Genomic DNA, 26,698 nt, shown 5'->3' with positions numbered 1-26,698 from the left:
GGCCTGTTCATGGTGTCGCGCCTGCGCCGGACGGACTGGCCTTCAGCCGCTCCTGCTCGCCGTGCCAGGTCTCGGCTGCCTTCTGGCGCGGCTGCTTGCCTGTTTCGCCCGCCGCAGGGCGGGCTTCGGCGATCTGCAGCGGGATGCCAGGCGCCACCCGGATCGCGCCGTCGACCACGATGCGCTCGCCGGCACGCAGGCCCTGGGCGACGAACCAGTCGTCGCCGTGCCAGTCGCCCATCTCCACGATGCGCTGCTCGGGCTTGCCGCCTTCGCCGATCACCCACAGGTAATGGCTCTTGGAGCCCTGCAGGACCGCGCGCTGGGGCACCAGCAGGGCATTGGGCCGGACTGCGCCCTTGACGTGGGCACGCACGAACTGGCCGGGACGCAGCAGGCCCTTCGGGTTGGGTAGTACCGAGCGGATCAGGAAGGTGCCGGTTTCCTCGCTGAAGGAGAAGTCGGCGAAGTTGAGGTGGCCACGTTCGGGCACCAGCGTGCCGTCGGCCAGCACCACCTCGACCTCGAAGTCGTCGCGCGCCGGAAACCTGAGCTGGCCGGCGGAGATCTCGTTGCGGAACTTCAGCATCTCGTTTTCCGAGAGGCTGAAGTTGATGTAGATGGGGTCCACCTGCGACACGTAGGTCAGCAGGCCGGCTGCGCCCGGCGTCACGTAGCTGCCTTCCTGCAGCTTGGCGAAGCTCGACACCCCGGTGAGCGGCGAGGCGATGGTGGTGTAGCCGAGGTTGAGCTGCGCGGTGCGCACCTCGCCCTCGGCCGAAAGCACGGCGGCCTGCGCCTGCCGCTCGGTGCCGATGGCGTCGTCGAGGCTCTTCTTGCTCAGCGCACCGATCTTCACCAGGGGGCGGATGCGCACCAGGTCGGACCTGGCCATCTCCAGGCGCGCCTGCTGCTGGGCGAGCTGGCCGCGGGCCGACTGCAGCGCCGCCTCGAAGGGCCGGGGGTCCATCTGGAACAGCACCTGTCCGGCCTGCACCAGATCGCCTTCGTTGTACAGCCGCTTTTCCAGGAAGCCCTCGACCCGGGCGCGGATTTCCACCTCCCGGGAGCTCTGGGTCTGGGCGACGAATTCGAAGACCACCGGGGTGTCCTGCGCCGTTACCGTCAGGACCGTCACTTCGGTGGGCGGGCGTGGCGGCGGGGCGGGCGCTTCGCCGCAGCCGGCGAGCAGAGCCATGCTTGCGGCCAGCCAGGCGACTGGCCGGCCGACTCCTCGATACACCGCTTCGCCTGTCTGCAGGCCAGCGACTGCGCAGTCACGCACCGGGCGTGACCATCCCTTCAGGATACCCATGGTTCGTGGGCTTCTCAGGCCATGATGTTCACCCCGCCGTCCACGTACAGCGTCTCGCCGGACAGGCGGCGGGCGTAGGGGGTGGCCAGGTAGGCGCAGGTGAAGCCCACGTCCATGATGTCCACCAGCTCTCCCAGCGGCGCGCGCCGCGCGGCCTCGTTGAGCATCAGGTCGAAGTCCTTGAGGCCGGAGGCGGCGCGGGTCTTCAGCGGGCCGGGGGAGATGGCGTGCACGCGGATGCCCTTCGGCCCCAGCTCGTAGGCCAGGTAGCGGCAGCACGCCTCCAGCGCGGCCTTCACCGGCCCCATCAGGTTGTAGTTGGGCACCACCTTGTTGGCGCCGTAGTAGCTCATGGCGAACAGGGTGCCGCCGTTGTTCATCAGGGGCGCGGCCAGACGCGCCATGCGCACGAAGGAGTGGCAGGAGATATCCATGGCCAGGCCGAAGCCGGCCGCCGAGGAGTCGAGCAGGCCGCCCTGCAGGTCTGACTTGGGCGCCCAGGCGATGGAGTGCACCAGGATGTCCAGGCCGCCCCATTGCCGCTCGATCGCCTCGAACACGGCATCGAGCTGTTCGGGCCGGGTGACGTCCAGCGGCATGAAGATCGGCGCCTTCAGGGCCTGGGCCAGGGGCTCGACGTAGCCGCGGGTCTTGTCGTCGGCATAGGTGATGGCCAGTTCGGCGCCCAGTTCGGCGAAGGCCTTAGCGCAGCCGTAGGCGATCGAGTGTTCGTTGGCCATGCCGGTGACCAGGGCCTTGGCGCCCTGCAGCAGCGGACGGGGAGTTTCCTCTGACATATCCGTTGTCCTCAGGTTGACGAGAGTGCCTGCCGGGTGTGGCGGGCGATCATCAGCTCCTCGTTGGTGGGCACCACCCAGGCCGACACCGGGCTGGCGTCCGTGCTGATCCGCGGCCCGCCGGCCGCGTTGGCGGCGGCGTCCAGCTCCAGCCCCAGCCAGGCGGCGTCGCGGCAGACGCGCTCGCGGATGGCCGCGGCGTGCTCGCCGATGCCGGCGGTGAACACCAGGGCGTCGAGTCCGCCCAGGGCCGCGGCCAGGGAGCCGAGCTCGCGGCCGATGCGGTAGACGAAGAGGTCCACGGCGAGGGTGGCGCCGGGCGCATCGCTGGCCAGCAGCTCGCGCATGTCGCTGGAGATCCCCGACACGCCGAGCAGGCCGGACTCCTTGTAGATCAGCCGCTCGATGGCGCGGGCGTCCATCTTCAGCTCGTCCAGCAGGTAGAGGATCACCCCGGGGTCGAGGGTCCCGCAGCGGGTGCCCATGGGCAGCCCGTCCACGGCGGTGAAGCCCATGGTGCTGGCCAGGCTGCGGCCGCCGCGCATGGCGCACAGGCTGGCGCCGTTGCCCAGGTGGGCGACCACCACCCGGCCGGCCGCCGCCTCGGGCGCCAATTGCGGCAGCACGCTGGCGATGTATTCGTAGGACAGCCCGTGGAAGCCGTAGCGGCGCACGCCGCGCCCGGTGATCGCCGGTGGCAGGGCGAACAGTTGGGCGAGTTCCGGCTGTCGGCGATGGAAGGCGGTATCGAAGCAGGCCACCTGCGGCAAGTGCGGCGCCCGCTCGGCCAGGGCGCGGATCGGCGCCAGGTTGTGCGGCTGGTGCAGCGGCGCCAGGGGAATCAGCTTCTCGAGCTTCTTCAGCATCTCGCCGTCCACCCGGGTGGGTCGGGAGAACTCCTGGCCGCCGTGGACCACCCGATGGCCCACCGCTATCAGTTGGTAGCGGTCCCGGTAGTCCTGCAGGAACTCGACCAGATGGTGGGCCGCGCCGTCGTGGCCGAGTCGGGTGCCGTCGGCCCAGCGCCGTTCGTCGAGGATCGCGCCCGTGGTGTCCTTGGCGACGAAGTGCGGTGCGCCGTTGAGCCCCTCGATCTGCCCGCGCAGACAGAGTTCCGGCTCCTGGGGATGGTCGGCGAAAAAGGAGAACTTGAGGCTGAACGAGCCGGCGTTGAGAACCAGGATCACGTTCCGCATGACTTCACCCGATCACCTTGCCGGTGCTCTCCCGGCGGGCCTTGGCCACCAGGGTGGCCACCGCGCAGGAAGCCATGCGGGTGGTCAGCGAATCGGCGCGGCTGGTCAGGATGATCGGCACCCGCGCACCCAGCACGATGCCGGCGGCATCCGCGCCGGCGAGGAAGGACAGGCTCTTGGCGAGCATGTTGCCGGCTTCCAGGTCGGGCACCACCAGCACGTTGGCGCGGCCCGCCACCGGCGAGTCGATCTTCTTGATCTGCGCCGCCTCCAGGCTGATGGCGTTGTCCAGGGCCAGCGGGCCGTCGAGGATGGCGCCGGTGATCTGCCGGCGGTCGGCCATCTTGCACAGGGCGGCCGCCTCGACGGTGGAGGGCACCGCCGGGTTGACGGTTTCCATCGCCGAGAGGATCGCCACCCGCACCTCCTTCTTCTCCGGGCTGACCTGCAGCAGGGCGTGGGCCAGGTCGATGGCGTTCTGGGTGATGTCCATCTTCTCGGCCAGGGTCGGCGCGATGTTCACCGCGGCGTCAGTGATGATCAGCGTCTCCTCGTGTCCCGGCACGTCCATCACGAAGCAGTGGCTGACCCGGCGCGCGGTGCGCAGCCCGGTGTCGCGCCTGACCACCGCAGCCATCAGCTCGTCGGTGTGCAGGCTGCCCTTCATCAGCGCCTCGGCCCGGCCTTCGCGGATCAGCTCCACGGCGCGGGCGGCGGCCGCCTGGCTGTAGGGCGCCTCCTCGATCGGCAGGCCGGCGATGTCGATGCCGTGCTGGGCCGCCAGCCCCTCGATCCGTGCGCGGGGCCCGACCAGGATCGGCGCGATGAGGTCGCTCTTCGTCGCGTCCACCACGCCCTCGAGGGCGCTCTGGTCGCAGGGCCAGGCCACCGCCGTCGGCGTCGGCGGCAGGCTGCTGCAGTAGTCGATCAGGCGCCGGTATTTTTCGTGGGGGCCGGTCATCGGCATACCTCCGTTCTCGGGGGCTCAGGCACTCTGGGCCGCGACGGGCTGCGGCGCGGCGGGCTCGCGGCCCAGCACGGCGCGGATGCGCTCGAGCATGGCGCGCTGTTCGGCCGTGGGTGCGGAGCGCTGGACGCGCTCGTCCGCCACCAGGCGCTCGAGCAGGGTCAGCAGGCGGTCGCGATCGGCCGGCTCGCCCAGCAGGGCGGGCAGGGTGGCGAGGGCCTGTTCGGGCTCGTAGTGGACGATGATCTCCTGCTCGCCGCGGATGCGCCGCCAGGTCTCGGGCGGCAACCGGGGCAGCAGGTCGGCATGGTCGCGGGCGACCTCCTGCTTGGCCGCCAGCCGCGACAGGGGCACCTCGCCCTTGCGCGAGAGCAGCACCATCACCCGGGCGCAGGCCTCGTCGTAGCCGCCTTCGCCGATGGCGGCCAAAGCCTCCTCGACGAAGGGCAGCTCCTGCGGCTCGGCCGCCGCCGGCGCTGTGGCCGCGGGGCTTTCGCCCAGGAGCAGGGAGAACAGGCTGCCGTAGGTCTGGAAGAACAGCGCCTCGCCGCAGGCGTCGCGCAGCGCCCGGTAATGGTCCAGGGAGGCGCTGATCAGTTCGGAGGCGAGCCGCTCGCCGTGGTGGGGCAGGTCGTCCCTGCCCACTTTCAGCGCCTGGCGCTGCGTCCTGACCATGGCTGCGGTCGGGGCCAGCCACCAGAGCCAGGGGTTGCGTGCCGAGAGGCCCCAGCGCTGCAGGCGCAGCGGATGCAGCTGGCGCAGCAGCTCGGCGGAGCGCTCGTTGGTCACGAGCTGTACCCAGGGGCGGACGAAGAGTTCGTAGCGGTGCTGGTTGAGTTCGGACAGCGCGACCACCGCCTCGAAGGGCTTCTCGTCGGCCCGCTGCAGGCGGTTGAGGCGGGTCGCTACCTCTTCCAGACGATGCTCGTGGAACTCCACCTCGTATTCCATCCGGCCGCCGGCGCCCGGGCGCTCCTGGATGGCCATGCCGTACAGGCCTGGCGGCAGCATCTCGATGGATTTCAGCACCTCGACGATCTGCGCGTGCTCCTTCCTGGCCACCCGGCCGGAGACGAAGATCCCCAGGTGGCCGATGTCCCGGTGCAGCAGGCCGACGATGACCTGGCCGCGCGCCTTGATTTCCTCGGTGCTGCCGTAGATGTCCGCCACCCAGTTGAAGGCCTGCTGGGGCGGGGTGATGTTGTCGCCCAGGGAGGCGAACAGGACGATCGGCGACTTGATGTCCCGCAGGTCGAAGGCCCGGCCCTTGCCGGCGCGGGTCTCGCCGGACCAGAGCTTGTTGCCGACGAACAGGTTGCGGGTGATCCACTCGATCTCCTCGCGGTTCATCAGGAAGTAGCCGCCCCACCAGCGCTCGAACTCGAGGAAGCGCGGCGGCTCGCTGTCGATGTTGGCGAACAGGTGGTAGTACTTGTCCCAGAAGGTGTTGGCGGGGTTCAGGTTCTCGAAGTTCTCCACCAGATGGGCGCCGTCGAACAGGCCGTTGCCCAGGTCGGCGGCGAACGAGGCCAGCCAGCTGCCGCCGAGCAGCCCGCCGGCGTAGCGCATGGGGTTGTCGCCTTCGCCCTCCTGCAGGGCGCCGCCCCAGTAGGACATGGGCGCGCCGTTGATCACCACCGGGCCGGTGCTGTCCGGGTCGGTGGCGGCCAGCATCATCGTCGCCCAGCCGCCCTGGCAGTTGCCGACCAGCGCCGGCCTGGGGCTGTCCGGGTGCAGTTCGCGCACCTTGCGCACGAAGCGCTGCTCGGCGGCGCACACGTCCAGCAGGGTCTGCCCCGGCTCCGGCAGGCGGAAGAAGATCACGAAGTACACCGGGTGCCGTTCGCGCAGGATCACCCCCACCTCGGAGTCATCCTTGAAGCCGCCGATGCCCGGGCCGTGCCCGGCCCGCGGGTCGATGATCAGGTAGGGGCGCTGCCTGGGGTCCACTTCCTGGCCTGCCGGCAGCAGGATGCGCAGCAGGGCGTAGTTGACCGGACGGGCGAAGGTGCGCCCGTCCAGCACCATCTCGTGGTCGAAGTGCAGCAGGGGCGGCTGGCCCTGCCGCACATGCTCCAGATAGTTGTCGCCGCGCTGGCGCAGCGTGTCCCAGAACAGCACCGAGCGCTGGGCGACGTCCAGGCCGTAGCGCCACCAGGCGTTCCACTGGTCCCAGGGCGCCAGGGGATTGGCCAGCGCGCCGGCCATTTCCCGCTCCCAGGCCTCGTGCAGCCGCTCGCGAAACTGCTCCCGGGCGATCCGGGTGCGTTTTTCGAGGAGCTGCCGGGTCTTGCCGGCAATGGCCTGGCTGCGTGCCAGCCGGGCTGCGATGTCCATGCTCATGCCTTGGTCGTGTTTCGGGGCAGAGTCTAGGTGGCGCCATCGCCTTGACCATGCCAGTCGTCGCCGGCGGTGTTGCCGGCCGGCAGCCACCGACCGACGGTGCGTGGCGCATTGCCGGTTATCTGCGCACATGACCGCGGCTCCCTGCCGGACATCGCCCCGTCGGTGCGGGCCGCGGGGCACTACCTACACTGTGTCCGGGCGGAGTCCATCCCGGCCGGCAGGGGGACTCCGGGGTGGGTTTTCACACAGCGAGGAGAATCCCATGTTCACACCCGGCCATGTGCACCGCGAGCAGAAGGTGGACAAGTTCAATCGCCAGGCCTTCGTCTGCGACGTCTACTACGACGTGCGCGAAGATCCCCGGGAAGGGTCGATGCTGCATCTGCGCATGGAGGGCGAGATCGACGGCCGGCCCTTTGCGGAGGAGTGCGAGCTGCACCGCGACATGGCCTTCGATTTTATGAACGCGCTGACCCAGATCGCCGTGCGCAACGGCTTCCAGCCGCGCTTCGGACCGGTCCTGCGCGAACACGGCGAATACGACGCCATGTTCCGGGACATCCGCGCCAAGCTGGGGCTGCATCCGGGCGATCCGGTCGACCTCGGCCATCTGCCGCACGCTTAGGTCCGCTCCTGAGCTCAGCGTCCGGCCCGCTGCTCGACGCCCTCGTCATAGGCCCGGTCCAGGCGTTCGCGCACCTGCCGGGCCCAGTCGTCCAGGGCCCGGTAGGTGTCGCTGGCGCCGGCCTTGACCGAAGGCGGGATCTCGTTGCCGCTGGCGGCGCTGACCGACTGGGCGAGGAGTTCTCCGGTCCTGGCGTTGCGGATTTCGGTCTCGAAGAAGATCCGTACCTGCTGGTCGCGCACGCCGCCGAGCTGCATGCCGGCGCCGATCAGAAAGCCGATGGGAATGTACTCGGTGGGCTTCAGGTCGCGGGCGTTGCGGATCAGGCCGGTGATCGCCGGACTCAGGCGCAGGCTGCGCGCATCGCCGGATTTCACCAACTGGTAGCCGCCGGCCTGCAGCTCGCGGCGCAGGGCCTGGTCGAGATGGGCCAGGACCTTGGCGGTTTCCTCGCCGCGCTCGCGGATCACCGTCTGGGTAGCGGGGTCCACGTAGTAGCGGGACGGTTCGAGGGCGATCCGCCTGTCGTAGTTCTGGCGCAGGTTCAGGTCCGGCTTGACCCAGTACTCGCTGTTGTCCCAGTAGGGGTCCTCGACCAGCCTGCTGTAGTCGCCGAGAAACCCGGAATGGCGGCTTTCGGAGGAGGGGATGTTGCTGCAGGCGGCGCCGGCGAGCGCCAGGACGACGACCATGAATCTGCAGAAGGGCATGCTCGATTTCCCTGGGGGTTTCCTTGGGAAACCGAGTCTAGATCGTCCCCTGCAGGCGTCCGGCGATTCCGACGGGCTGTGCCTTTCTCCTCGGCCGGGGCGAGCTTCCGCGCGGCCCCGGATGCACCCGCAATCCCGCCAGCGCACAGCCAGCACCTCGATCAGCGCGCGGAACAGCGCGAGAGCGGGGCGGTGAATCTGGGGATGCTTTTCCACCGACACGGACGGACTGCCAAGGAAGATCGACGCTCGCTCCAGGGTTCGTTCGGCTGCGGTCCGCAGCACACCTTCAAGAGCGAAGCTTTTCCGCAATCCAGATGGTGTGCCGGGTGCCCTTGTTGCCGTGCGCGAAGACCTGAACCTCTTCCGCCCGGAAGCCGGCCTTGGCAAGCCGTCCAGAAAAGGCCCGATCGGCGCTGGCCGACCAGACGGCCAGCACGCCCCTGGGCCGCAGGGCCTGCGCGCAGGCGTTCAGGCCGTCCGGCGAGTAGAGCCAGCCGTTCACTTTCTGCGTCAGCCCCTCGGGCCCGTTGTCGACATCCAGCATGATCGCGTCATAGCCCCCGGGTTCCCGCTTGAGGACTGCTGCGACGTCCGCGTTGAGCAGGGTGGTGCGCGGGTCGTTCAGCGGATGGCCGGCCTTCTCGCCCAGAGGGCCGCGGTTCCACTCGATCACGCCGGGCACCAGCTCCGCCACCTGCACCTCCGCATCGGCACCCAGCGCCTTGAGCGCCGCGGCCAGGGTGAAGCCCATCCCCAGCCCCCGACCAGCACGCGCGCCTGCGGGCGCGACGCGACTTTGCGGCAGGGGATCTGGCCAAGGGCGTCCTCCGATCCGTGCATGCGGGTATTCATCAGCTGATTGCCGCTGCCGCCCTGGATCTTGATGACGAAATCCTCGCCATATTCGTACAGGCACAGCGCACCGCCGTTTTCCGGGATGGAGGCCGTGTCGAGCAGGACGAAACGTTTCATGGGCATCTCTACGAAGAGGGCGGCCGTGAGCCGGAGAGCGGGGCAGCCAACGCCGCCGCGAAGAGCGTCGCCAGGATGCGGAGCGGAGGCGACCGGTGCGGCAGCTTGTCATGGACGGATGGCGGCCTCAAGGAGAAACCGGCCCGTCCCGGCCCCGAGCCGGCCTTGTGGGTTCAGGCTTTGCGTGCATGTCTGCGGTGGGCGATGAGTCCGATCATTCGGGGATTGAATGGGTGGACTGCGTAGGCTTTTGCTCGGTAGCCAAAAGCTGAGGAAATCTGACTCGCCATCGGCCTTGCCGTGTCCGCTATGCGGCCTTACCGGCCAGCGGCGGAACGCTCGCGCCGAATGGCTACATTCGGACTTCGCGATGGACTGAATTCCGAACCACTTCGGCTTCGGCGGCTCAGAAGTCAAACGGCGGTTCCCAAAAGTGGAGCCGCTGTTGCAGTGAACATCATTATTGCCAGCTCACTAGGCAGGCAAGCGGCAACCTCGACGGCTGCCGCTTGTCCCTCTCGCCAGCGAGAAAGCTTGCTCAGGACACAAGCCCTGAGGCTGCAGCCGGGCGCTTTTCCAGCCCGAAGTAGGATTCGGCTGCGATCACGCCGAAGACGGCGTGCAGCGTCATGCTGAGCCAGTTACGAGCCTCGGCGAACCATGGGAAAAACACGGTCATCCCGTAGAAATTCACGACATAGACCACCAGCCCGAACACCGCCCCGACAATGAAGGTCAATCCCCAGCTGGAATCGAGGTTGAATAGGGCGATGAGCTTGCCCAGGATCAATCCCAGCACAATGGCTAACGCGAAATGCACGAGCAGCGCTGCCATCAGGACACCACCGTCGAAGGTCGCCGGGGGTGGCAGCACATCCCGACCCATGACGATCGCCGCGATCATCCGCGGCGGCCCCCACGGGCTTCCGCCCATCAGCAGCGGCACCAGCAGCATCTCGAGCGCCAGGAACGCAACACCGGCGATCACCCCGGCCCAAACGCCTGCACGGCCATCGAGCTTGCGGTGGGTCAATCTGTGCGTCTTTAGTATGTCCATCTCAGCCTCCTAAAATGAGTAGGTAAGAGTGGTCGCCGGCGCGGCCACCTACCAATTTAGTTGGCGGAATCCTCGAAACGTTACACAAATTCGGGCGCGGCAAGACACATTCCTGGCCACGGTTCAGGTCATCGACGCTCCGGATCGCCATCGTCGTCGCGTTCTTCGTGCTGTCCTGGCTCGGGCGATAGCTTGCATGATCAGCAGCATGAGCAAATGAAGCCGAGACGGCCGGTGATGAGCCTGTAGCGGTCGTTAGCGCAATAGGAAGCCACTGGCGGCTTTAGACCGATGAGCAGGAATTGACGACCGATCCTTGTAGGTCAGCTTTCCGGGGATTCTGTTGAAAAAGTGGTTTTACTTACAGTAGGCATGCTGGCCTTCGGATTGGTCACCGAAGGGCTGGCCCGCCACTTTTCATGGCCTTTCGATGTTCTGTTGAGCCTTCAGGCTCGGGTTTTGGGGTTATTTGGAGGGTTTCTGCTTCAAACAGGCGTACCTATCCTGTGACCGGTGGCCCCTGAGGAACCAACTTGGCCAATCGCCGCAGATTTTGTACCGCTGCGGCGAGTGTGAACTCATCGATTGCGCCAGTCAGTCCACGTAGCCGCAAGCGATCGACTTTCAGGAACCGCTTGAGATGGGCGAAGAGCATCTCGACCTTTTTGCGTTCGCAGCGGGAGCGTTGATACGCCGCTGTGGTGGCGATGCGTCGAGCCACTTCCCGAGCGGCTTCATGAACGCTGCGGACGATCTTGCGCATCGGCGTATTCGGGCAACACCGTGACTTCATCGGACAGGTTGTGCAGTCGGCCTGGCTGGACCGGTAGATCACCGTGTTGGCTTTCGTGACGTGGGAGCGCTGACGCTTGAAGGCCCGCCACTCGCTACGCCGGGGGCGTCCGGCCGGGCAGCGGTATTCCCCATCCTCTTCATTCCAGTGGAAATCATTGCTCGAGAAGGTGCCGTTCTTGTGTTCGGTTTTGTCCCACACCGGGACATGCGGTTCGATGCCCTTTTCTTCCACCATCCAGGCCAGCATGGGCGCTGTCCCATAGGCGGTGTCGCCGATCAGACGTTCCGGTGTGATGTCGAAACGTTCTTCGACGCGCTCCGCCATGGTCTTGGTCGACTCGACCTCGGCGGTGCGGTGAGCCGGCGTGGCTTCCACGTCCAGGATCACGCTGTGCTCGGTATCGATCAGGTAGTTCGTGGAATAGGCGAAGAACGCCGGCCCGCCCGGCGCAGCCGTCCAGCTGGCCGGTCAGTGACAAGCGCTTGGGTAGCGTTTCCGCGAGCGCTTCGTCATCGAGTGCCTCGAGGTACTCACGCACCGCGCGCGTGCTGAGTGCCGGGTCGCCCCAGTTGATCGCTTCATCCCCGGTGACGCCACGCTGCCGGTTTGCATCCGCCTTGATGATGCTGGCGTCCACGGCAAAGCCTTCGCCCTTGACCAGGCCGGCGGTCATGCAGCGACGAACCACTTCATTGAACAGCCAGCGAAACAGGCCGCTGGCCCGAAAGCGGCCATGCCGGTTCTTGGAAAGCGTCGAGTGATTGGACACTTCGTCTTCCAGCCCCAACCGGCAGAACGTAAGCGGCTGGGGATTACACCTTGCTGGCAGGCATCCAGTTGTGCGGCAGCAGCTCGGTGAGCCCACTGGCCTTCTGCGTTGGCAGCCGGGTCAGCACATCTTTCAGATAGGCATACGGATCATGGCCGTTCAACCGCGCTGACTGGATCAGTGTCATCAGCGCAGCCGCACGTTTGCCGCTGCGCAGCGAGCCGGCGAACAGCCAGTTCGCACGGCCGATGGCCCACGGGCGGATCTGGTTTTCACACCCGTTGTTGTCGATGGCGAGCATGCCGTCATCGAGATAGCGCACCAGGGCCGCCCAGCGCTTGAGGCTGTAGTCGAGTGCCTTGGCGATGGCCGTGCCTTCATGCACCAACCGGCGCTGGGCGAGCATCCAGCCGTGCAGGGCATCGGCGATGGGCTTGGCTTTTTCCTGGCGTATTCGCTGTCGCTCATCGGGCAGCAAGTCGTGTACCTCGCGCTCGACGTCATACAGCTGACCGATGTGGCGCAGGGCCTGTTCAGCCAGTTGGCTCTGGTTCGCGACATGCAGGTCGTAGAACTTGCGTCGGGCATGGGCCATGCAGCCGATCTCGGTCACGCCCTGCTCGAAGCAGGCCTTGTAACCGGCGAAGTCGTCGCAGACCAGCTTGCCTTTCCAGTCGCCCAGGAAGGTGCGGACATGCTCGCCGGCACGGCTGGGGCTGAAGTCGTAGACGGCTGCGCGCAGCTCGGCGAACGGGCTGGGAACGTAGGCCCAGACGTAGGCGCGCTGGGTCTTCTTCATGCCCGGCGCGAGCATCTGCACCGGGGTCTCGTCGGCATGGACGACGTTCTGCTCCAGGACTGTGTCCCGCAGCGCATCGACCAGCGGTTGCAGCTGTACGCCGCAGCGGCCGACCCACTGCGCCAGGGTCGAGCGCGGGATGGCCAGGCCGGCCCGGGCGAAGATCCTTTCCTGCCGGTACAGGGGCAGATGATCGGCAAACTTGGCCACCATGACCTGGGCCAGCAGCCCGGCGGTCGGGATGCCCTTGTCGATCACCTGGGCCGGAACCGGCGCCTGGATCAGGGTTTCGCACCGCTCGCAGACCCACTTGCCGCGGATATGCCGCTCCACCGTGAAGACGCCCGGGGTGTAGTCGAGCTTTTCGCTGACATCCTCGCCGATGCGCTTGAGCTGGCAGCCGCAGGAGCACTGCGTGTTGTCCGGCTCGTGATGGATCAGCGTGCGGGGGAACTGCGGCGGCAAGGCCGTGCGCCTGGGCTGCCGGCGTGGCCCGGCAGCGGCGGGAGCTGGAGCCAGTTCCTCGAGCTCGGCTTCGATGGCCGCGATATCGGTATCGAGCAGATCGTCCAGCAGGCTGAGCTGGGCAGCACCGAGCTGCTCGCTGCGCCGGGCAAACCGATGCCGCTTGAGGACGGCAATTTCGTGAGCCAGCTGCTCGCCGCGGGTTTTGTATTAATCCGGCAATCCAATACCCCAAATCATGCCGCATAGGCTATTTTGGGGTGCCTGAAGTACGAGCGAATTCGCTCGGGCTTTGATTGCAGGCGGCGCATGACCGAACGAACACGTCCTTCCAGAGCCTCCCGGCTTCTCGCGCTCGGCCCGCTGCGCACCTGCTGCTTGAGGTCGCCATTGAGGTACTCGTCCGGGTTGAGCTCCGGGGCGTACGCAGGCAGAAAGAACACCTCGATCCGCTCTCGTCGCTCGCCCAGCCAGGCTTTCACTGTCTTGCAGTGATGCACGCGCAGGTTGTCCAGGATCAGGAACACCTTGCGCCCTTGGGTGTCCCGGATCAGCCGCCCCAGGAAGCGGATCAACACAGTCGCCGTCATGGTTTCCCGGTACAGCATGAAGCGCAGCTTGCCCCGGTTGGTCACCGTCGAAATCATGTTCGTGGCAAAGCGGCTTCCACTGACCTCGCGTACCGGCGTTCGCCCTGTCGGGGCGTAGCTGCGCCCCGCGTGGCTATCGCTGCGCAAGCCGGTTTCATCGCCCCAGTGAATCTCGCCGCTCTCGGCCTTGGCACGCTGTTCGATCTTCGGGTACTCGGTCTTCAACCAGCGCTGTATCGCCTCGGGCTGCTGCTGATAGGCGCGCTTCAACGGCCGCTGCGGGGTATAGCCCCAACGCTTGAGGTATTCGCCGACCGTCCGGATCGGCATCTGAAAACCACAGTGCAGGGCGATCAGGGCCTGTACCGCCTCCCGAGTCCAGAGCGCGAAAGCGAGCTTCAGCTGGTCTGGCATGGTATCGAGCAGCAACGTGCGAATCAGCGCCTCCTGCTCCGGGCTGAGGCTGCGGCGCTCTCCTGGCAGTGACCCGCGCTGGCCACCCTCGATGGCAGCCGCCTTGCCCTGGCGCTGCGCCACCTCAACCCAGTGCGCCACGGTGCGCAGATGAACGCCAACGGCTTCGCCGATGGCTCGGTAGGTATACCCCTGCTCGCGCATGCGAAGGGCGATGGCGCGTTTTTCGCGCTGTTCCAGGGGGCTGAGGCTTCGGGCGTCACGGGTCATCGGGAAAATGCTGATTATGCCCTATTTTATTGCCGGATTAATAGTAATGGACTTGCTGCGTCAACTGCGCCGCCAGTTCGCGCAGTTGCTCGGGAGTCAGATGGTCGAAGCAAGCAGAAGTCATGGCGCCGAGTGTGCCTGCCTTGATCGCTCCCGGCGATAGGCCGTTCGGTCAATTGCGCGGCATGGGGCACCTGACGGTCAACTATAAAAGGCGGATTTCGGCCCCCGATCCGACCCGCTGCCAGGGCAGCCCGACCACCAGGGCCTGAAGCTGCTCGGCGCTCAGTTCAAACTGGGCACCCTGCCAGCTGCCCGGCCAGACGAAGCGGCCCCGGTTCAGCCGGCGCGAGGCCAGCCAGACACCGAAACCATCGTGAACCAGCACTTTCATGCGGTTGGCCCGCTTGTTGGCGAACAGGTAGGCGTTGTGCGGCTTCGCCGCACCGAAGACCGCCACCACCCTGGCCAGCGCCGTTTCCGTTCCGGCCCGCATATCCAGCGGCGCGGTGGCGAGCCAGATGGCATCGATGCGGATCATTGCAGGAGCTCGCGGACGAACCGGGCACAGCCTTCGGCATCGCCCGCCGGCCAGTGCACGGTCAAGCTTGTACGGCGATGGGGAATCTCGATGCGGATCTCCGCCTGGTCGGAAGTCGCCGACTGAACCAGCGGCTCCAGCGTCACCGGAAGAAAGGCGGGCAGTGTCCCGGTCGACGGGGAGCATGCGGCCAATCTTCTCCAGCGATGAACCACATTGGTATTGATGCCGTGGCTCAGGGCCACGCTGGCAACCGAGTTGCCGGGCAGGCTGCACTCCTGCACGACCTGCGCCTTGAAGGCCTTGGAATAAGAACGTCGCTGCATGATTCCCCGCTTGAAAGCCTTGAAATGGTGTCCACGATAAATAGGTGGACACCATCTCTTAGCCTGGCGGGTTCAAGCCAGATGACTTGGCCGGACGGTTACGGCAGAACCAGCGATAGGCCAGGTTCAAATGGACCTCTTCGCACAACCGCCGCTCGGAGCGGATGCCGTAGCAGTAGCCGACGACCAGCATACGGATCATCAGCTCGGGATCGATCGAGGGACGCCCGACGGGACTGTAGAAATCCTTGAGGTACTGGCGCAGGTTGCTGAGATCCAGGCCGCGATCGATACGGCGCAGGAGGTGCTGGCAGGGAACATACTCTTCCAGGTTGAACGCGTAAAACAGCCGCTCCTGCCCACTCGATAGCCGCCCCATCATGCTGCGTGCCCTCTCGCTTGCCGACACGAGGAGTCTGGCCGCTGTCTGCCGGGGTAGCTAGTTTTTCAACAGAATCGGCCAGAAGCGGACGGTCACCGACGCTATTAATCCGGCAATAAAATAGGGCATAATCAGCATTTTCCCGATGACCCGTGACGCCCGAAGCCTCAGCCCCCTGGAACAGCGCGAAAAACGCGCCATCGCCCTTCGCATGCGCGAGCAGGGGTATACCTACCGAGCCATCGGCGAAGCCGTTGGCGTTCATCTGCGCACCGTGGCGCACTGGGTTGAGGTGGCGCAGCGCCAGGGCAAGGCGGCTGCCATCGAGGGTGGCCAGCGCGGGTCACTGCCAGGAGAGCGCCGCAGCCTCAGCCCGGAGCAGGAGGCGCTGATTCGCACGTTGCTGCTCGATACCATGCCAGACCAGCTGAAGCTCGCTTTCGCGCTCTGGACTCGGGAGGCGGTACAGGCCCTGATCGCCCTGCACTGTGGTTTTCAGATGCCGATCCGGACGGTCGGCGAATACCTCAAGCGTTGGGGCTATACCCCGCAGCGGCCGTTGAAGCGCGCCTATCAGCAGCAGCCCGAGGCGATACAGCGCTGGTTGAAGACCGAGTACCCGAAGATCGAACAGCGTGCCAAGGCCGAGAGCGGCGAGATTCACTGGGGCGATGAAACCGGCTTGCGCAGCGATAGCCACGCGGGGCGCAGCTACGCCCCGACAGGGCGAACGCCGGTACGCGAGGTCAGTGGAAGCCGCTTTGCCACGAACATGATTTCGACGGTGACCAACCGGGGCAAGCTGCGCTTCATGCTGTACCGGGAAACCATGACGGCGACTGTGTTGATCCGCTTCCTGGGGCGGCTGATCCGGGACACCCAAGGGCGCAAGGTGTTCCTGATCCTGGACAACCTGCGCGTGCATCACTGCAAGACAGTGAAAGCCTGGCTGGGCGAGCGACGAGAGCGGATCGAGGTGTTCTTTCTGCCTGCGTACGCCCCGGAGCTCAACCCGGACGAGTACCTCAATGGCGACCTCAAGCAGCAGGTGCGCAGCGGGCCGAGCGCGAGAAGCCGGGAGGCTCTGGAAGGACGTGTTCGTTCGGTCATGCGCCGCCTGCAATCAAAGCCCGAGCGAATTCGCTCGTACTTCAGGCACCCCAAAATAGCCTATGCGGCATGATTTGGGGTATTGGATTGCCGGATTAATATGCAAGGGGCCCTTGTCCGCCCTGGCAACACCTTGCGCCTAGTGTGGTGAATCACAAGTTCGCTTCATTATTTCTTTGCAAGGCTCGAGCAGCCCTGCCGACAGAGGCCAGGATTTCACCTGCTCCCTTACGCCAGCGGAAGGGCCTTGGATTCTGGTTGTAGGTCGCCAGGTAATACTCGATGGACTGCTCGAGATCCTTCACGCGGGTATGGGCCTGGCGCTTTATCCACTTCTGGGTGAGCATCGAGAAAAAGCGCTCCACCAGATTCAGCCATGACGCAGACGTCGGGGTGAAATGCACGTGATAACGCGGGTGTGCGACAAGCCAGGCACGCACCTTGTCGGTCTTGTGCACGGCATAGTTATCCATGATCAGGTGTATGGCCTTGTCGCTCTCGACCGTTTCCTCGATGGCCCTGAGAAACTCCAGGAATTCTGCGCTGCGGTGACGGCGCTTGAGACGTCCGATCACCTCGCCGGTGGCCACATCCAGGGCGGCAAACAAGGACGTCGTGCCATGGCGCTGATAATCATGGGTACGGGTCGCCGGATACCCAGGCTCCAGCGGCAGCCCCGGCTGTGTTCGATTGAGCGCCTGGATCTGGCTTTTCTCATCGACGCACAGTACCAGCGCTTTATCCGGCGGATTCAGGTAGAGCCCTACGATATCCTGCACCTTGTCGACAAAGGCAGGATCGGTGGACAGCTTGAAGGTGTGCTCCAGGTGAGGCTTGAGCCCGAAGGCTCGCCAGATACGCTGTACGCTCGCCGGTGAAATATGGGTGGCCTTGCTCATCCGGCGCGAGCTCCAATGGCTGGCATCGTCGGGCCGGGTCTGCCGCACCCGGTCGACCACTTCCTGGACCTTTTCATCACTGATGCTGCGTGGGCGGCCTGAGCGCGGCTCGTCATTGAGGCCTTGCAGGCCCAAACGGGCGAAGCGAAGGCGCCACCTCGAAACGGTTTGCGCCGTAATGCCGAGCCGTCGAGCAATGGAAGAGCCGGACTCGCCTCGAGCGCAGGACAGAATGATCTCGGCGCGCAGCTGCATATCGGCAGGCCCCTTGTGCCTGGCTCGGCGGCGGGTGAGTTCGGCATGCTCGTGTTCGGTCAGTTCGATCCGAACGGCTGGGCGGCCTGTTTTCATCGCATGCCCTCCGAAAAAACTCTGCCAGCTCCGCGGTAGACAAGACTTATCCTGAGTAGTTGTGATTCACCACACTAGTGTCCCAGCACCACTTGACCGGTGCGCCTTTCACCTTGTGGAAAGCCATGCGTGCGCGCCCGAAACGCAATAGCCAGACTCGCCAGCAGCAGGAATATCAGCACCCAGGGCAGCACAGCCGCCCCCCACTGTCCGAGCAACACTCCCCCTATTAGTCCGCCACCAGCAATCGCACTATTCCAGGCAACAACGTTCATCGAGAGGGCGACATCTGCCCCCTTGCCGGCGGAATCAGCCAATGCTGTTTGTAGGAGCGTTGCCGCCCCACCAAAGCTCAGGCCCCAGAGAAACACGCCTGCGTATACCGCGACTGCTGAGTGAGGAAATAGTCCTAAAAGAGCTGAGACCGCTGTGAAGATTGCGAGGCTGGCAAGGACTGCGCTGCGAAGATACCTATCGACAAGCCGACCTGTTGCCCCGATTCCCCCCAACGCGGCGAGACCAAACACCAGCAGCACCAAATCAACATCACTAGTCAGACCTGCCTGAGAAACGAAAGGCGCTATGTAGGTGTAAAGAATGTTGTGAGCCAACATCCAAGTCATCACCACGCCCAGCACGGGACGAACACCCGGCGAGATGAAAACCTGACGCAGGGCCATCCGTTGCGATGACGATTGTCCTGGATAGTCCGGAACCTTGATTAAGACCCATGCGATCAACACAAGCGTCAAAGCGGACATCAACGCAAACGCCATCCGCCACCCCATAACCCCGCCTAGCCAAGTTCCTAGAGGTACGCCTAGCGACAAGGCGATAGGAGTTCCTACCATCGCAATGGCTAACGCACGTCCCTGCAATTTGGGCACAACCATGCGCCGTGCGTAGCCTGCAATCAGGCTCCATGCCAGACCGGCAGAAACACCGGCAAAGAAGCGTGCGACAAGGGTCACCCAGTAGTTCGTGGATATCGCAGTGATGGAGTTGAAAACCAGAAATCCGATGATGGTCAGCATCAGCACCGTTCTGCGCCGCCAGTTTTGAGTAGCAATTGTCAGCGGTATCGCCGCCAACAGGGATCCCAGCGCATACACGGTTACCATCTGACCTGCCAAGGAAGCTGAGACCCCCAATCCTGTACCAATTTCCGGCTGCAGGCCTGCAGGTAATGTTTCCGTCACGATGCAGATAAACCCGGTCATGGCCAAAGCCAACAGCGCTCCGACAGGGAGTTTACCATCCAGTGGTTCATTCGTAGTCATTACAACACCTAATATATACCGATCGGTATAAATGTAAATTGTTGTGGCAGCGGTAGTCAATGACTTATGTATCGACTAGTATGTATTTCGTTCAAGAGGAGGCATGCATTGGCACAGATGGGCCGTCCGCGCACCTTTGACCGTGACGCGGCAATTACTCAAGCAATGCACTTGTTTTGGGAGCACGGTTACGACGCTACATCGCTTACCCAACTCAAGGCTAGTATCGGTGGAGGAATCAGCGCGCCGAGCTTTTACGCTGCGTTCGGCTCAAAACAAGCGCTGTTCACTGAGGTGATGGATCGTTATCTGGCAACTCACGGCAGAGTGACAGAAAGCCTTTTCGATGAGTCCTTGCCCCCCAGGCAGGCTATTGAGCTCGCGATTCGTCGGTCAGCAAGAATGCAGTGCGAACCAGGTCATCCCAGAGGCTGTCTCGTGGCGCTGGGACTGATGAGCGCCTGCTCGGAGGAAAGCAAAATCATCTCCCAGCCCCTCGCCAAAGCAAGAGCCTTGAACCGTGCGGGAATGGTGGCCTGTATCGAACGGGCCGTCGCCTCAGGGGAGCTGCCATCAACCGTTGTTCCAGAGGCGCTTGCTGCTGTGTTCGACAGCTTTCTATTGGGACTGTCCCCACTGGCTCGGGACGGCGTACCGCATGCGATGCTCGACGCAGCCGTGACACTGGCAATGAGCATTTGGGACAACTTGCGTCTGGATATGATGACTCTCCAGGAGCATCGCTCCACAGGGCACTGATGACCATCCACCACGGCTTGAAAACCGAAACTGGCAAGCGTCAGATGCTGGCCAGATAGTAGGCAGTCACGAAAGTCAGCTTCTGGCCGATTCTGCTGAAAAACTCCCAGAAACCGATTTTCAAGGAGTTTCAGAGAGAAGGATTGAGCTATCCCCTGATGGTAACTCGCTGTTTATTCAGCCGTTTATGAAAAGCCGACTCTCTCCTTTCAGCTTGGTTGAGCGAGGAAATCGAGTTTTTCAACAGAATCCGGGTATAGCCGCCGTTCCTAAGTTGGTTTCGGCGACCGGCGAATCACCGGAACTGGCCGTTTTCTGTCACGCATTTCACTGACGTTTTTCAACTCCCAGCGAAATGCCAGATACATCTTGATTCTGACGGCTTCCACGTTTCTGCGTGGAGCCCTGACTGATCGACGCTCTGTGTCCAGGGGACGCGGGAGCGTCCCCGGCGGCGTACCTACGCAGGAGCACAGATACGATCGACTTTTCCACCGTCCCCATCGGACCGACGCCTGCCACCACTTTCACACAGGTTCTTCGTCTCTCAGCGCAGCCCCAAGTGCACCAGCAATCCCGCCAGCGCACAGCCCACCAGCACTTCGATCACCCCGCGCCTGAAGCGGAACAGCGCGATGGCCGCGGCCAGGGCGATCAGCGCCGAGGGCCAGTCGAAGCGGCCGGCGAAGCCTTCGGGCCAGAGCACGTGGTAGCCGAAGAACAGCGCCAGGTTGAGGATCACCCCCACCACGGCGGCGGTGACGCCGGTCAGCGGGGCGGTGAACTTCAGCTCGCCGTGGGTGGACTCCACCAGCGGGCCGCCGGCGAGGACGAAGAGGAACGACGGCAGGAAGGTGAACCAGGTGACCAGGCAGGCGGCCAGCGCGCCGGCGAGGAAGGCCTGCTCGGCGCCGAACAGTTGCTGGACGTAGCCGCCGACGAAGCCGACGAAGGCCACCACCATGATCAGCGGCCCCGGGGTGGTCTCGCCGAGGGCCAGGCCGTCGATCATCTGCGTCGGGGTCAGCCAGCCGTAGTGGCCGACCGCGCCCTGGTAGACGTAGGGCAGCACCGCATAGGCGCCGCCGAAGGTGAGCAGCGCGGCCTTGGTGAAGAACCAGCCCATCTGCGTCAGGGTGCCATGCCAGCCGAACAGCAGGGTCAGAAGGCCCATCGGCAGCAGCCAGAGCAGGGCGCCGGCCAGCAGCAGCCGCGCCAGCCGCGCACGGCTGAAGCGCGCATGGGCGGGCGTCGGGGTGTCGTCGTCGATCAGCGCCGGGCCGTAGCTCTGTTGCGCCGCCGCATGGCCGCCGGTGCTGAATTTCTCCGGCGCCAGGCGTCCGCCCAGGTAACCGAACAGCGCGGCGCCCAGCACGATCAGCGGGAAGGGCACGCCCAGGGCGAAGATCGCCACGAAGGCCGCCGCGGCGATCGCCCACAGCCAGGCGTTGCGCAGGGTGCGTGCGCCGATGCGGTGGGCGGCGTGGACGACGATGGCGGTCACCGCCGGCTTGATGCCGTAGAACAGCCCGGCGACCAGCGGCACGTCGCCGAAGGCGAGGTAGATCCAGGACAGGGCGATCAGGACGAACAGCGAGGGCAGCACGAACAGCGCCCCGGCGATCAGCCCGCCGCGGGTGCCGTGCAGCAGCCAGCCGAGGTAGGTGGCGAGCTGCTGCGCCTCGGGGCCGGGCAGCAGCATGCAGAAGTTCAGGGCGTGCAGGAAGCGCCGTTCGGAGATCCAGCGGCGCCGCTCGACCAGCTCCTGGTGGAGGATGGCGATCTGCCCGGCCGGGCCGCCGAAGCTGATGAAGCCGAGCTTCAGCCAGAAGCGCAGGGCCTGGCTCAGGCTGGCGGAGGCGCGCTCCGGCTGGGACTGCTGCTGGGTCAGGGTGTGGGTTTCAGGCATCGGGTTGCTCTTCGCCGGGGGTGTTTGCGCTCGGAAGATCGCCGCGGGACATGAGTCACAGAGATGACGGCGCGACGTATGGCATGGCGCATCATGGCCTGCGCCGATGGCGTGCATCTGACAACGCTCCTGCCCGATGGCTCAGATCGACAGGTCGATCCGCCTCCTGTCCGCTGTCGGCACCGGGCGGCGGCGCTTGTTGACCACCAACTCGCCGATGCGGATCAGCTGCGCGCGGGTGACGTTGCGGCTGAGGCCGAGCAGGTTGGCGGTGTGCACCTGATTGCAGTGGCAGAAGCGGTAGGCGGTGCGCAGCAGGGCCGCCTCGACCCGCTCGTGCAGGGCGCCAGCGTCCTCCTCGAAGAGCTTGTGGAAGGCGCGCTGCAACAGCGCCTCGGCCGACTCGTCGGCCGGCGCGGCGGCTTCCTCCTGGCGCTCGAGGCGCAGGTTGGAGAGGTGCAGGTCGGCGGCGCGGATCCGGTTGTTGCGGCAGATCAGCAGGGTGTGGTGGATGACGTTCTCCAGCTCGCGGATGTTGCCCGGCCAGGAATAGGCGAGCAGCTTCTCCTCGGCTTCGCGGTCCAGGGCGATCTCGCGGTAGCCCAGGCGCCGGCTGTATTCGCCGATGAAGTGGCGGACCAGCGGCAGCACGTCGCCGGGGCGCTCGCGCAGCGGGCTGAGCTCCAGGCTGACCACGTTGAGGCGGTAGTAGAGGTCCTCGCGGAAATTGCCGGCGTTGATCGCCTTCTCCAGCTGCACGTTGGTCGCCGCGAGCACCCGCACGTCGATGGGGATGCTCTTGCGCGAGCCGAGGCGCACCACCTCCCGTTCCTGCAGCACGCGCAGCAGTTTGACCTGGATTGGCAGCGGCAGGTCGCCGATCTCGTCGAGGAACAGGGTGCCGCCGTTGGCCTCCTCGAACCAGCCGGCCTTGGCGCTGAGGGCGCCGGTGAAGGCGCCTTTCTCGTGGCCGAACAGCTCGGCCTCCACCAGGTTTTCCGAGAAGGCGCCGCAATTCACCGCGACGAAGGGGCCGCCGCGGCGCTTGCTGAGGTTGTGCACGTGGCGGGCCACCAGCTCCTTGCCGGTGCCGGTTTCGCCGATGATCAGCACGCTGGCGTCGCTCGGCGCGATCTGTTGCAGGTGGTCAAGCAGGGCCTGCGATTTGGGGTCGGCGAAGACCTGCGCGGTGGCGCGGACCGAGGTGGCGAGCGCAGGGGACGGGGGCAGGGTGAGTAACTGCATGGGCGATCGCTATGAGTAGAAGGTGGGAGTCGGCAGCGCCCCGTTCAGCGCCCAGTCGCCCAGTTCGTGGAGCTTGTAGTCCACCGGGTCGTGCAGGGTCTGGGTGCGCAGGTTGCGCCAGTAGCGGTCCAGGCGCAGGGCGGCATGGGTGGCGCGGGCGCCGGTGACCTCGAACAGCCGGCCGGTCAGCTCGAGGCCGACGCGGCTGGCGGCGACCTTGGCGGTGGCGATGGCCACGGCGAGCCGGCCGCGCTCCTCGGCGCCGAGGCCGTCCTCCTTGCGCCAGGCGTCGTCGAGCAGCGCATTGGCCCGCTCGACGAGCAGGCGCACGCTCTCCAGGCCGACCCAGAACTCGCCGAAGTGGCGCAACACGTAGGGGTCCTCGCCGATGTGGGTGGCAGCGGACTTGAACCACGGGCGGGTTTCCTTGAGCGTGTAGTGGCGGGCCTCGGCGAAGGCGCCCTCGGCGATGCCGAGGAACAGGTTGGCGAAGGTCAGCTGGGCGATCAGCGGGCGCAGGCAGGCGAAGGGCGTGCTCAGCGGGCCGGGCTCCAGCAGCAGCTCGTTCTCCTCGACGCGCACCCGCTCGAAGGTGACGCTGCCGCTGTCGGTCTGGCGCTGGCCCATGTTGTCCCAGTCGCCGTGCAGGGTGATGCCGCTGCGCCCGCTGGGCAGCGCGGCGATCAGCAGCTTGCCGCCGTTGCTCTCGTCGAGCGCCGAGGCGATCAGCATTTCCGAATCGGCCGAGCCGGAGCAGAAGCTCTTGCGCCCGGAGAATTCGCGCCAGCCGTCGAACTTGCGGGCGACGGTGCGGGTGTCCAGCGGGTTCAGGGCGTTGCCCCAGAACCACTGGTTGCGCGCGGTCTGCTCGAACCAGGGTTGCCACTGGTCCGGGCGGGAGAACAGGCGCACGGTGGCCAGCATCAGGTGCTGGAAGCCGTAGACGTGGGCGATCGAGCTGTCGACCCGGGCGAACTCGCGGACGATCTCCAGGGTTTCGCACCAGCTGGCGCCCAGGCCGCCGTATTCCCGGGGGATGCTCAGGGCCAGCAGGCCGCTCCGGCGCAGGGCGTCGCGCTGGGCCTTCGGCGTGCCGCCGTGCTGGTCGCGCTCGGCGGCGGTTTCGGCGAATTCGGCGGCCAGCTGGCGGGCGGTCTCCAGGGGCGGCAGTACCTTGGGTTGCTGGATGACAGTCACAGGTTGTTTCCTCGGGCTGTGGTTCGACTGGCGCTGGCAGGGGCAATCCCTGTGCCAGGGAGCGAGCCCTTTGAAATCGGGGGCTTGGGCGAGAGGCGCCCGGCTGTCCTTGTTGCCTGCGGTGCTGCACTGTTGAATCGCTGCTGCCGGAGCAACACCGGGCCTGCTGTTGCGGCGGCAGCAGTCGGCCCGTTGTCGGCAGGGGGCGGCAGACCGCTGCAAATAATCTAGGCGATATAAAAATTTTAAATTAAATATCTTTTTGTTATTTGCTTAAGGGTTTTACCGCGATCGCCACCAGGATGGGGCGCTGTTGGTGGAGCAACTGTTCCGCCGGCAACACTTGCCCCGCAAAGTGGTGATTCGCCAACAGTTGCCCGGTGTCGGCTGGTATGGATAAAGGATGGGGAGATCGCCGGCCTTGTCCGCGGCCCGCTTGTCGATGCTCGCTGAATTTTGTGTGTTGGCTGCCGTTTCCTGGTTTTTCGCGGCAATAACCTAAGGCTAAAGGCTGCCTCGGCCGTGCTGGCATGGCGCTTGCCCCTATAGGGAAACCGCGCATCGCCGCACCGCATCCATCCTGAGGCACGCACCCATGAGTCTGGACATCTTCTGGTTCCTTCCCACTTCCGGCGACACCCGCTATCTCGGCAAGTCCTCCGCCGGTCGCCCGGCGACCAACGAATACATGCGGCAGATCGCCGTGACCGCCGAGAGCCTCGGCTACGACGGCCTCTTGATCCCCACCGGATCGAGCTGCCTGGACCCCTGGATCACCGCCGCCAGCCTGGCGCCGGTGACCAGCCGCATCAAGCTGCTGGTGGCGCTGCGCACCTCGGTCAGCGGCCCGACCGCCACCGCCCGCCAGGCCGCCACCCTCGACCAGGCGCTCAAGGGCCGCCTGCTGCTCAACGTGGTGCCGGGCGGCGACGCCACCGAGCTGGCCGCCGACGGCGTGTTCCTCGGCCACGACGAGCGCTACGAGGCGGCCGACGAGGTGCTGACCGTGTGGCGCGACCTGCTGCAGGGCAAGACCGTCGACTTCGCCGGCAAGCACATCACCGTCGAGGGCGCGAAGAACTTCTTCCCGCCGGTGCAGAAGCCCTATCCGCCGCTGTACTTCGGCGGCTCCTCGCCGGCCGCCCACGAGCTGGCCGCCAAGCACGTCGACGCCTACCTCACCTGGGGCGAGCCGCCGGCGGCGGTGGCCGAGAAGATCGCCGACGTGCGCGAGCGGGCAAAGAAATACGGCCGCACCGTGCGCTTCGGCGTGCGCCTGCACGTGATCGTACGCGAGACCAACGAGGAAGCCTGGGCCGCCGCCGAGCGGCTGATCAGCCACCTCGACGACGAGACCATCGCCAAGGCCCAGGCCAACTACGCGAGCATGGACTCCGAGGGCCAGCGCCGGATGGCCGCGCTGCACGGCGGCCGCCGCGACCAGCTGGAAGTCAGCCCCAACCTGTGGGCCGGGGTCGGTCTGGTGCGCGGCGGCGCCGGCACCGCGCTGGTCGGCGACCCGCAGACCGTCGCCGCGCGCCTCAAGGAGTACGCCGACCTCGGCGTCGACAGCTTCGTGCTCTCCGGCTATCCGCACCTGGAGGAGGCGATCCGCTTCGCCGAGCTGGTGTTCCCGCTGCTGCCGGGCAAGCAGCCAGTCACCGTCGAGGAGGAACTGACCGGCGGCGCCTTCGACGTGCGCGCCACCAAGAGCGAGGCCGCGGCATGAAGGTTATCGACATGCGCTGCCGGCCGGCCTACCTGCACGACTTCTTCGGCGCCACGCCGGGCAATGCCGCCCACGCGGCGGCCCGCTGGCTGAACCGGCGGGTCGGCACCCGCGGCGACGACGCGCACTTCGAGCGCTCCTTGACGCCCGAGGGCTTTCTCGCCGAGGTGCGCGACGCCGGGCTGAGCAAGGCGGTGGTGGTCGGCCGACACACCCCGGCCCAGCACCTGCCCAACGATTTCATCCAGCAGATCGTCCACGGCCACGACGAACTGCTCGGCATCGCCGGCATCGACCCGGCGCTGCAGGGCGTCGAGGGCGCGGTGGAGGAGATCGACCGCGCCGTCGATCGCCTGGGCCTGTCCGGCATAGACCTGGAGCCGGGCTTCGGCGAGCCGGCCCGCCATCCCGACGACCCGCTGTACTTCCCGGTCTACGAGCACCTGGCGGCGCGCGGCATCCCGCTGTTTCTGATGTCCGGGCCGACCACCCCCGACCCGGCGTTCAACGACCCCGGCCGGCTGGCGAAGATCGCGCGGACCTTCCCGACCCTGAAGATCGTCTGCTACCACGGCTACTGGCCGAACGTGGACCAGTTGCTCGGTGTGGCCTTCCGCTACGAGAACATCCTCGCCGTGCCGGACATGTACCTGTTCCTGCCGGGCAGCGCGGCCTTCGTGCAGGCGGCCAACGGTTTTCTTGGCGAGCAGCTGCTGTTCGGCTCGTCCTATCCGTTCCGCCCGATCCGCCAGTCGATCGACGACTTCCTCGCCCTGGGCTTTCGCGAAGACGTGCTGGACAAGCTGCTCTACGGCAACGCCGCGCGGCTGTTCGGCCTGTAACGCCGGCGCCGGCTGGCCGGCGATCCCTTTCGCCGCC

20 protein-coding genes and 4 pseudogenes are annotated in these 26,698 nt (G+C 65.8%); 5 read left to right on the top strand and 19 right to left on the bottom strand.

Annotated features, from left to right (window positions below; translation table 11 throughout):
• Nucleotides 1-7: 7 nt before the first annotated feature.
• The 5 genes from GCU53_RS08865 to GCU53_RS08845 form a co-directional block, all read right to left on the bottom strand.
• A complete protein-coding gene (locus tag GCU53_RS08865; RefSeq protein ID WP_152387288.1) occupies nucleotides 8-1,198 on the bottom strand; it encodes an efflux RND transporter periplasmic adaptor subunit in 1,191 nt (396 codons plus the stop codon).
• A gap of 131 nt (nucleotides 1,199-1,329) precedes the next feature.
• Nucleotides 1,330-2,112, bottom strand: a complete 783-nt coding sequence (gene fabI, locus GCU53_RS08860; RefSeq protein ID WP_152387287.1) for an enoyl-ACP reductase FabI — start codon at nucleotides 2,110-2,112, stop codon at nucleotides 1,330-1,332.
• A gap of 11 nt (nucleotides 2,113-2,123) precedes the next feature.
• Nucleotides 2,124-3,308: an acetate/propionate family kinase gene (locus GCU53_RS08855; protein ID WP_152387286.1), complete on the bottom strand. Its 1,185-nt coding sequence runs from the start codon at nucleotides 3,306-3,308 to the stop codon at nucleotides 2,124-2,126.
• Nucleotides 3,309-3,312: 4 nt separating this feature from the next.
• A complete protein-coding gene (locus GCU53_RS08850; protein WP_152387285.1) occupies nucleotides 3,313-4,269 on the bottom strand; it encodes a phosphate acetyltransferase in 957 nt (318 codons plus the stop codon).
• Between the two features lie 24 nt (nucleotides 4,270-4,293).
• On the bottom strand, nucleotides 4,294-6,618 hold the full coding sequence (locus tag GCU53_RS08845) for a DUF3141 domain-containing protein (protein ID WP_244307083.1): 2,325 nt from the start codon (nucleotides 6,616-6,618) through the stop codon (nucleotides 4,294-4,296).
• 265 nt (nucleotides 6,619-6,883) lie between these two features.
• On the opposite strand from GCU53_RS08845, the gene GCU53_RS08840 reads away from it, so the two are divergent.
• Nucleotides 6,884-7,246 carry a DUF5064 family protein gene (locus GCU53_RS08840; protein ID WP_152387284.1) on the top strand — a complete coding sequence of 121 codons (363 nt, stop codon included), beginning with the start codon at nucleotides 6,884-6,886 and terminating at the stop codon, nucleotides 7,244-7,246.
• Between the two features lie 14 nt (nucleotides 7,247-7,260).
• Here the strand turns inward: GCU53_RS08840 and GCU53_RS08835 are convergent, their stop codons facing one another.
• From GCU53_RS08835 to GCU53_RS08795, 9 genes and pseudogenes are all read right to left on the bottom strand, one after another.
• Entirely contained in the window at nucleotides 7,261-7,956 is a 696-nt protein-coding gene (locus GCU53_RS08835; RefSeq protein ID WP_152387283.1) for a DUF3313 domain-containing protein, read from the bottom strand.
• 289 nt (nucleotides 7,957-8,245) lie between these two features.
• A pseudogene (locus GCU53_RS08830) lies at nucleotides 8,246-8,931 on the bottom strand (spermidine synthase).
• Nucleotides 8,932-9,469: 538 nt separating this feature from the next.
• Complete coding sequence (locus GCU53_RS08825) at nucleotides 9,470-9,988, bottom strand: hypothetical protein (RefSeq protein WP_152387282.1); 519 nt, start codon at nucleotides 9,986-9,988, stop codon at nucleotides 9,470-9,472.
• Between the two features lie 499 nt (nucleotides 9,989-10,487).
• Nucleotides 10,488-11,580, bottom strand: a pseudogene (locus GCU53_RS08820) (transposase); the annotation flags it as partial.
• Between the two features lie 16 nt (nucleotides 11,581-11,596).
• A pseudogene (tnpC, locus tag GCU53_RS08815) lies at nucleotides 11,597-13,012 on the bottom strand (IS66 family transposase); the annotation flags it as partial.
• A gap of 41 nt (nucleotides 13,013-13,053) precedes the next feature.
• Complete coding sequence (locus GCU53_RS08810; protein ID WP_152386499.1) at nucleotides 13,054-14,091, bottom strand: IS630 family transposase; 1,038 nt, start codon at nucleotides 14,089-14,091, stop codon at nucleotides 13,054-13,056.
• 205 nt (nucleotides 14,092-14,296) lie between these two features.
• Nucleotides 14,297-14,632: an IS66 family insertion sequence element accessory protein TnpB gene (gene tnpB, locus GCU53_RS25450; protein WP_167520046.1), complete on the bottom strand. Its 336-nt coding sequence runs from the start codon at nucleotides 14,630-14,632 to the stop codon at nucleotides 14,297-14,299.
• Nucleotides 14,629-14,958, bottom strand: a complete 330-nt coding sequence (gene tnpA / locus GCU53_RS08800; RefSeq protein WP_152386470.1) for an IS66-like element accessory protein TnpA — start codon at nucleotides 14,956-14,958, stop codon at nucleotides 14,629-14,631. The genes tnpB and tnpA overlap by 4 nt, the downstream gene beginning before the upstream one ends.
• A gap of 100 nt (nucleotides 14,959-15,058) precedes the next feature.
• A pseudogene (locus tag GCU53_RS08795) lies at nucleotides 15,059-15,340 on the bottom strand (transposase); the annotation flags it as partial.
• Between the two features lie 145 nt (nucleotides 15,341-15,485).
• Here GCU53_RS08795 and GCU53_RS08790 point away from each other — a divergent pair.
• Nucleotides 15,486-16,523 carry an IS630 family transposase gene (locus GCU53_RS08790; protein WP_152386499.1) on the top strand — a complete coding sequence of 346 codons (1,038 nt, stop codon included), beginning with the start codon at nucleotides 15,486-15,488 and terminating at the stop codon, nucleotides 16,521-16,523.
• A gap of 79 nt (nucleotides 16,524-16,602) precedes the next feature.
• On the opposite strand, the gene GCU53_RS08785 is transcribed toward GCU53_RS08790, so the two are convergent.
• Together GCU53_RS08785 and GCU53_RS08780 are read right to left on the bottom strand one after the other, a co-directional pair.
• The gene (locus tag GCU53_RS08785) at nucleotides 16,603-17,700 is read right to left on the bottom strand and encodes an IS630 family transposase (protein ID WP_152387280.1); all 1,098 of its coding nucleotides are present in this window, start codon (nucleotides 17,698-17,700) and stop codon (nucleotides 16,603-16,605) included.
• Nucleotides 17,701-17,774: 74 nt separating this feature from the next.
• Nucleotides 17,775-18,980 (bottom strand): MFS transporter, encoded by a 1,206-nt coding sequence (locus tag GCU53_RS08780; RefSeq protein ID WP_152387279.1) that lies wholly within the window; start codon nucleotides 18,978-18,980, stop codon nucleotides 17,775-17,777.
• A 108-nt stretch (nucleotides 18,981-19,088) separates the two neighbouring features.
• On the opposite strand from GCU53_RS08780, the gene GCU53_RS08775 reads away from it, so the two are divergent.
• Entirely contained in the window at nucleotides 19,089-19,739 is a 651-nt protein-coding gene (locus tag GCU53_RS08775; RefSeq protein WP_152387278.1) for a TetR/AcrR family transcriptional regulator, read from the top strand.
• 547 nt (nucleotides 19,740-20,286) lie between these two features.
• On the opposite strand, the gene chrA is transcribed toward GCU53_RS08775, so the two are convergent.
• From chrA to GCU53_RS08760, 3 genes are all read right to left on the bottom strand, one after another.
• On the bottom strand, nucleotides 20,287-21,648 hold the full coding sequence (gene chrA, locus GCU53_RS08770) for a chromate efflux transporter (RefSeq protein ID WP_152387277.1): 1,362 nt from the start codon (nucleotides 21,646-21,648) through the stop codon (nucleotides 20,287-20,289).
• A gap of 141 nt (nucleotides 21,649-21,789) precedes the next feature.
• Nucleotides 21,790-22,893, bottom strand: coding sequence for a sigma-54 interaction domain-containing protein (locus GCU53_RS08765; RefSeq protein ID WP_152387276.1), 1,104 nt, complete (start codon nucleotides 22,891-22,893; stop codon nucleotides 21,790-21,792).
• Between the two features lie 9 nt (nucleotides 22,894-22,902).
• Nucleotides 22,903-24,090 carry an acyl-CoA dehydrogenase family protein gene (locus GCU53_RS08760; RefSeq protein WP_152387275.1) on the bottom strand — a complete coding sequence of 396 codons (1,188 nt, stop codon included), beginning with the start codon at nucleotides 24,088-24,090 and terminating at the stop codon, nucleotides 22,903-22,905.
• Nucleotides 24,091-24,685: 595 nt separating this feature from the next.
• On the opposite strand from GCU53_RS08760, the gene ssuD reads away from it, so the two are divergent.
• Together ssuD and GCU53_RS08750 are read left to right on the top strand one after the other, a co-directional pair.
• On the top strand, nucleotides 24,686-25,819 hold the full coding sequence (ssuD, locus tag GCU53_RS08755; RefSeq protein WP_152387274.1) for an FMNH2-dependent alkanesulfonate monooxygenase: 1,134 nt from the start codon (nucleotides 24,686-24,688) through the stop codon (nucleotides 25,817-25,819).
• Nucleotides 25,816-26,661, top strand: a complete 846-nt coding sequence (locus GCU53_RS08750) for an amidohydrolase family protein (RefSeq protein WP_152387273.1) — start codon at nucleotides 25,816-25,818, stop codon at nucleotides 26,659-26,661. Before ssuD ends, GCU53_RS08750 begins: the two co-directional genes overlap by 4 nt.
• Nucleotides 26,662-26,698: the final 37 nt, after the last annotated feature.

The organism is Azotobacter salinestris (assembly GCF_009363155.1).
Lineage (GTDB): Bacteria > Pseudomonadota > Gammaproteobacteria > Pseudomonadales > Pseudomonadaceae > Azotobacter > Azotobacter salinestris.
Note: the sequence above shows the minus strand (reverse complement) of the source record. Positions and strands in the feature narration are given on the sequence as shown.

Coding starts and splice junctions, on each gene's coding strand:
- GCU53_RS08865 (WP_152387288.1), bottom strand. CDS start 1,198: ATGGCTCTGCTCGCCGGCTGCGGCGAAGCGCCCGCCCCGCCGCCACGC.
- fabI (WP_152387287.1), bottom strand. CDS start 2,112: ATGTCAGAGGAAACTCCCCGTCCGCTGCTGCAGGGCGCCAAGGCCCTG.
- GCU53_RS08855 (WP_152387286.1), bottom strand. CDS start 3,308: ATGCGGAACGTGATCCTGGTTCTCAACGCCGGCTCGTTCAGCCTCAAG.
- GCU53_RS08850 (WP_152387285.1), bottom strand. CDS start 4,269: ATGACCGGCCCCCACGAAAAATACCGGCGCCTGATCGACTACTGCAGC.
- GCU53_RS08845 (WP_244307083.1), bottom strand. CDS start 6,618: ATGAGCATGGACATCGCAGCCCGGCTGGCACGCAGCCAGGCCATTGCC.
- GCU53_RS08840 (WP_152387284.1), top strand. CDS start 6,884: ATGTTCACACCCGGCCATGTGCACCGCGAGCAGAAGGTGGACAAGTTC.
- GCU53_RS08835 (WP_152387283.1), bottom strand. CDS start 7,956: ATGCCCTTCTGCAGATTCATGGTCGTCGTCCTGGCGCTCGCCGGCGCC.
- GCU53_RS08825 (WP_152387282.1), bottom strand. CDS start 9,988: ATGGACATACTAAAGACGCACAGATTGACCCACCGCAAGCTCGATGGC.
- GCU53_RS08810 (WP_152386499.1), bottom strand. CDS start 14,091: ATGACCCGTGACGCCCGAAGCCTCAGCCCCCTGGAACAGCGCGAAAAA.
- tnpB (WP_167520046.1), bottom strand. CDS start 14,632: ATGATCCGCATCGATGCCATCTGGCTCGCCACCGCGCCGCTGGATATG.
- tnpA (WP_152386470.1), bottom strand. CDS start 14,958: ATGCAGCGACGTTCTTATTCCAAGGCCTTCAAGGCGCAGGTCGTGCAG.
- GCU53_RS08790 (WP_152386499.1), top strand. CDS start 15,486: ATGACCCGTGACGCCCGAAGCCTCAGCCCCCTGGAACAGCGCGAAAAA.
- GCU53_RS08785 (WP_152387280.1), bottom strand. CDS start 17,700: ATGAAAACAGGCCGCCCAGCCGTTCGGATCGAACTGACCGAACACGAG.
- GCU53_RS08780 (WP_152387279.1), bottom strand. CDS start 18,980: ATGACTACGAATGAACCACTGGATGGTAAACTCCCTGTCGGAGCGCTG.
- chrA (WP_152387277.1), bottom strand. CDS start 21,648: ATGCCTGAAACCCACACCCTGACCCAGCAGCAGTCCCAGCCGGAGCGC.
- GCU53_RS08765 (WP_152387276.1), bottom strand. CDS start 22,893: ATGCAGTTACTCACCCTGCCCCCGTCCCCTGCGCTCGCCACCTCGGTC.
- ssuD (WP_152387274.1), top strand. CDS start 24,686: ATGAGTCTGGACATCTTCTGGTTCCTTCCCACTTCCGGCGACACCCGC.
- GCU53_RS08750 (WP_152387273.1), top strand. CDS start 25,816: ATGAAGGTTATCGACATGCGCTGCCGGCCGGCCTACCTGCACGACTTC.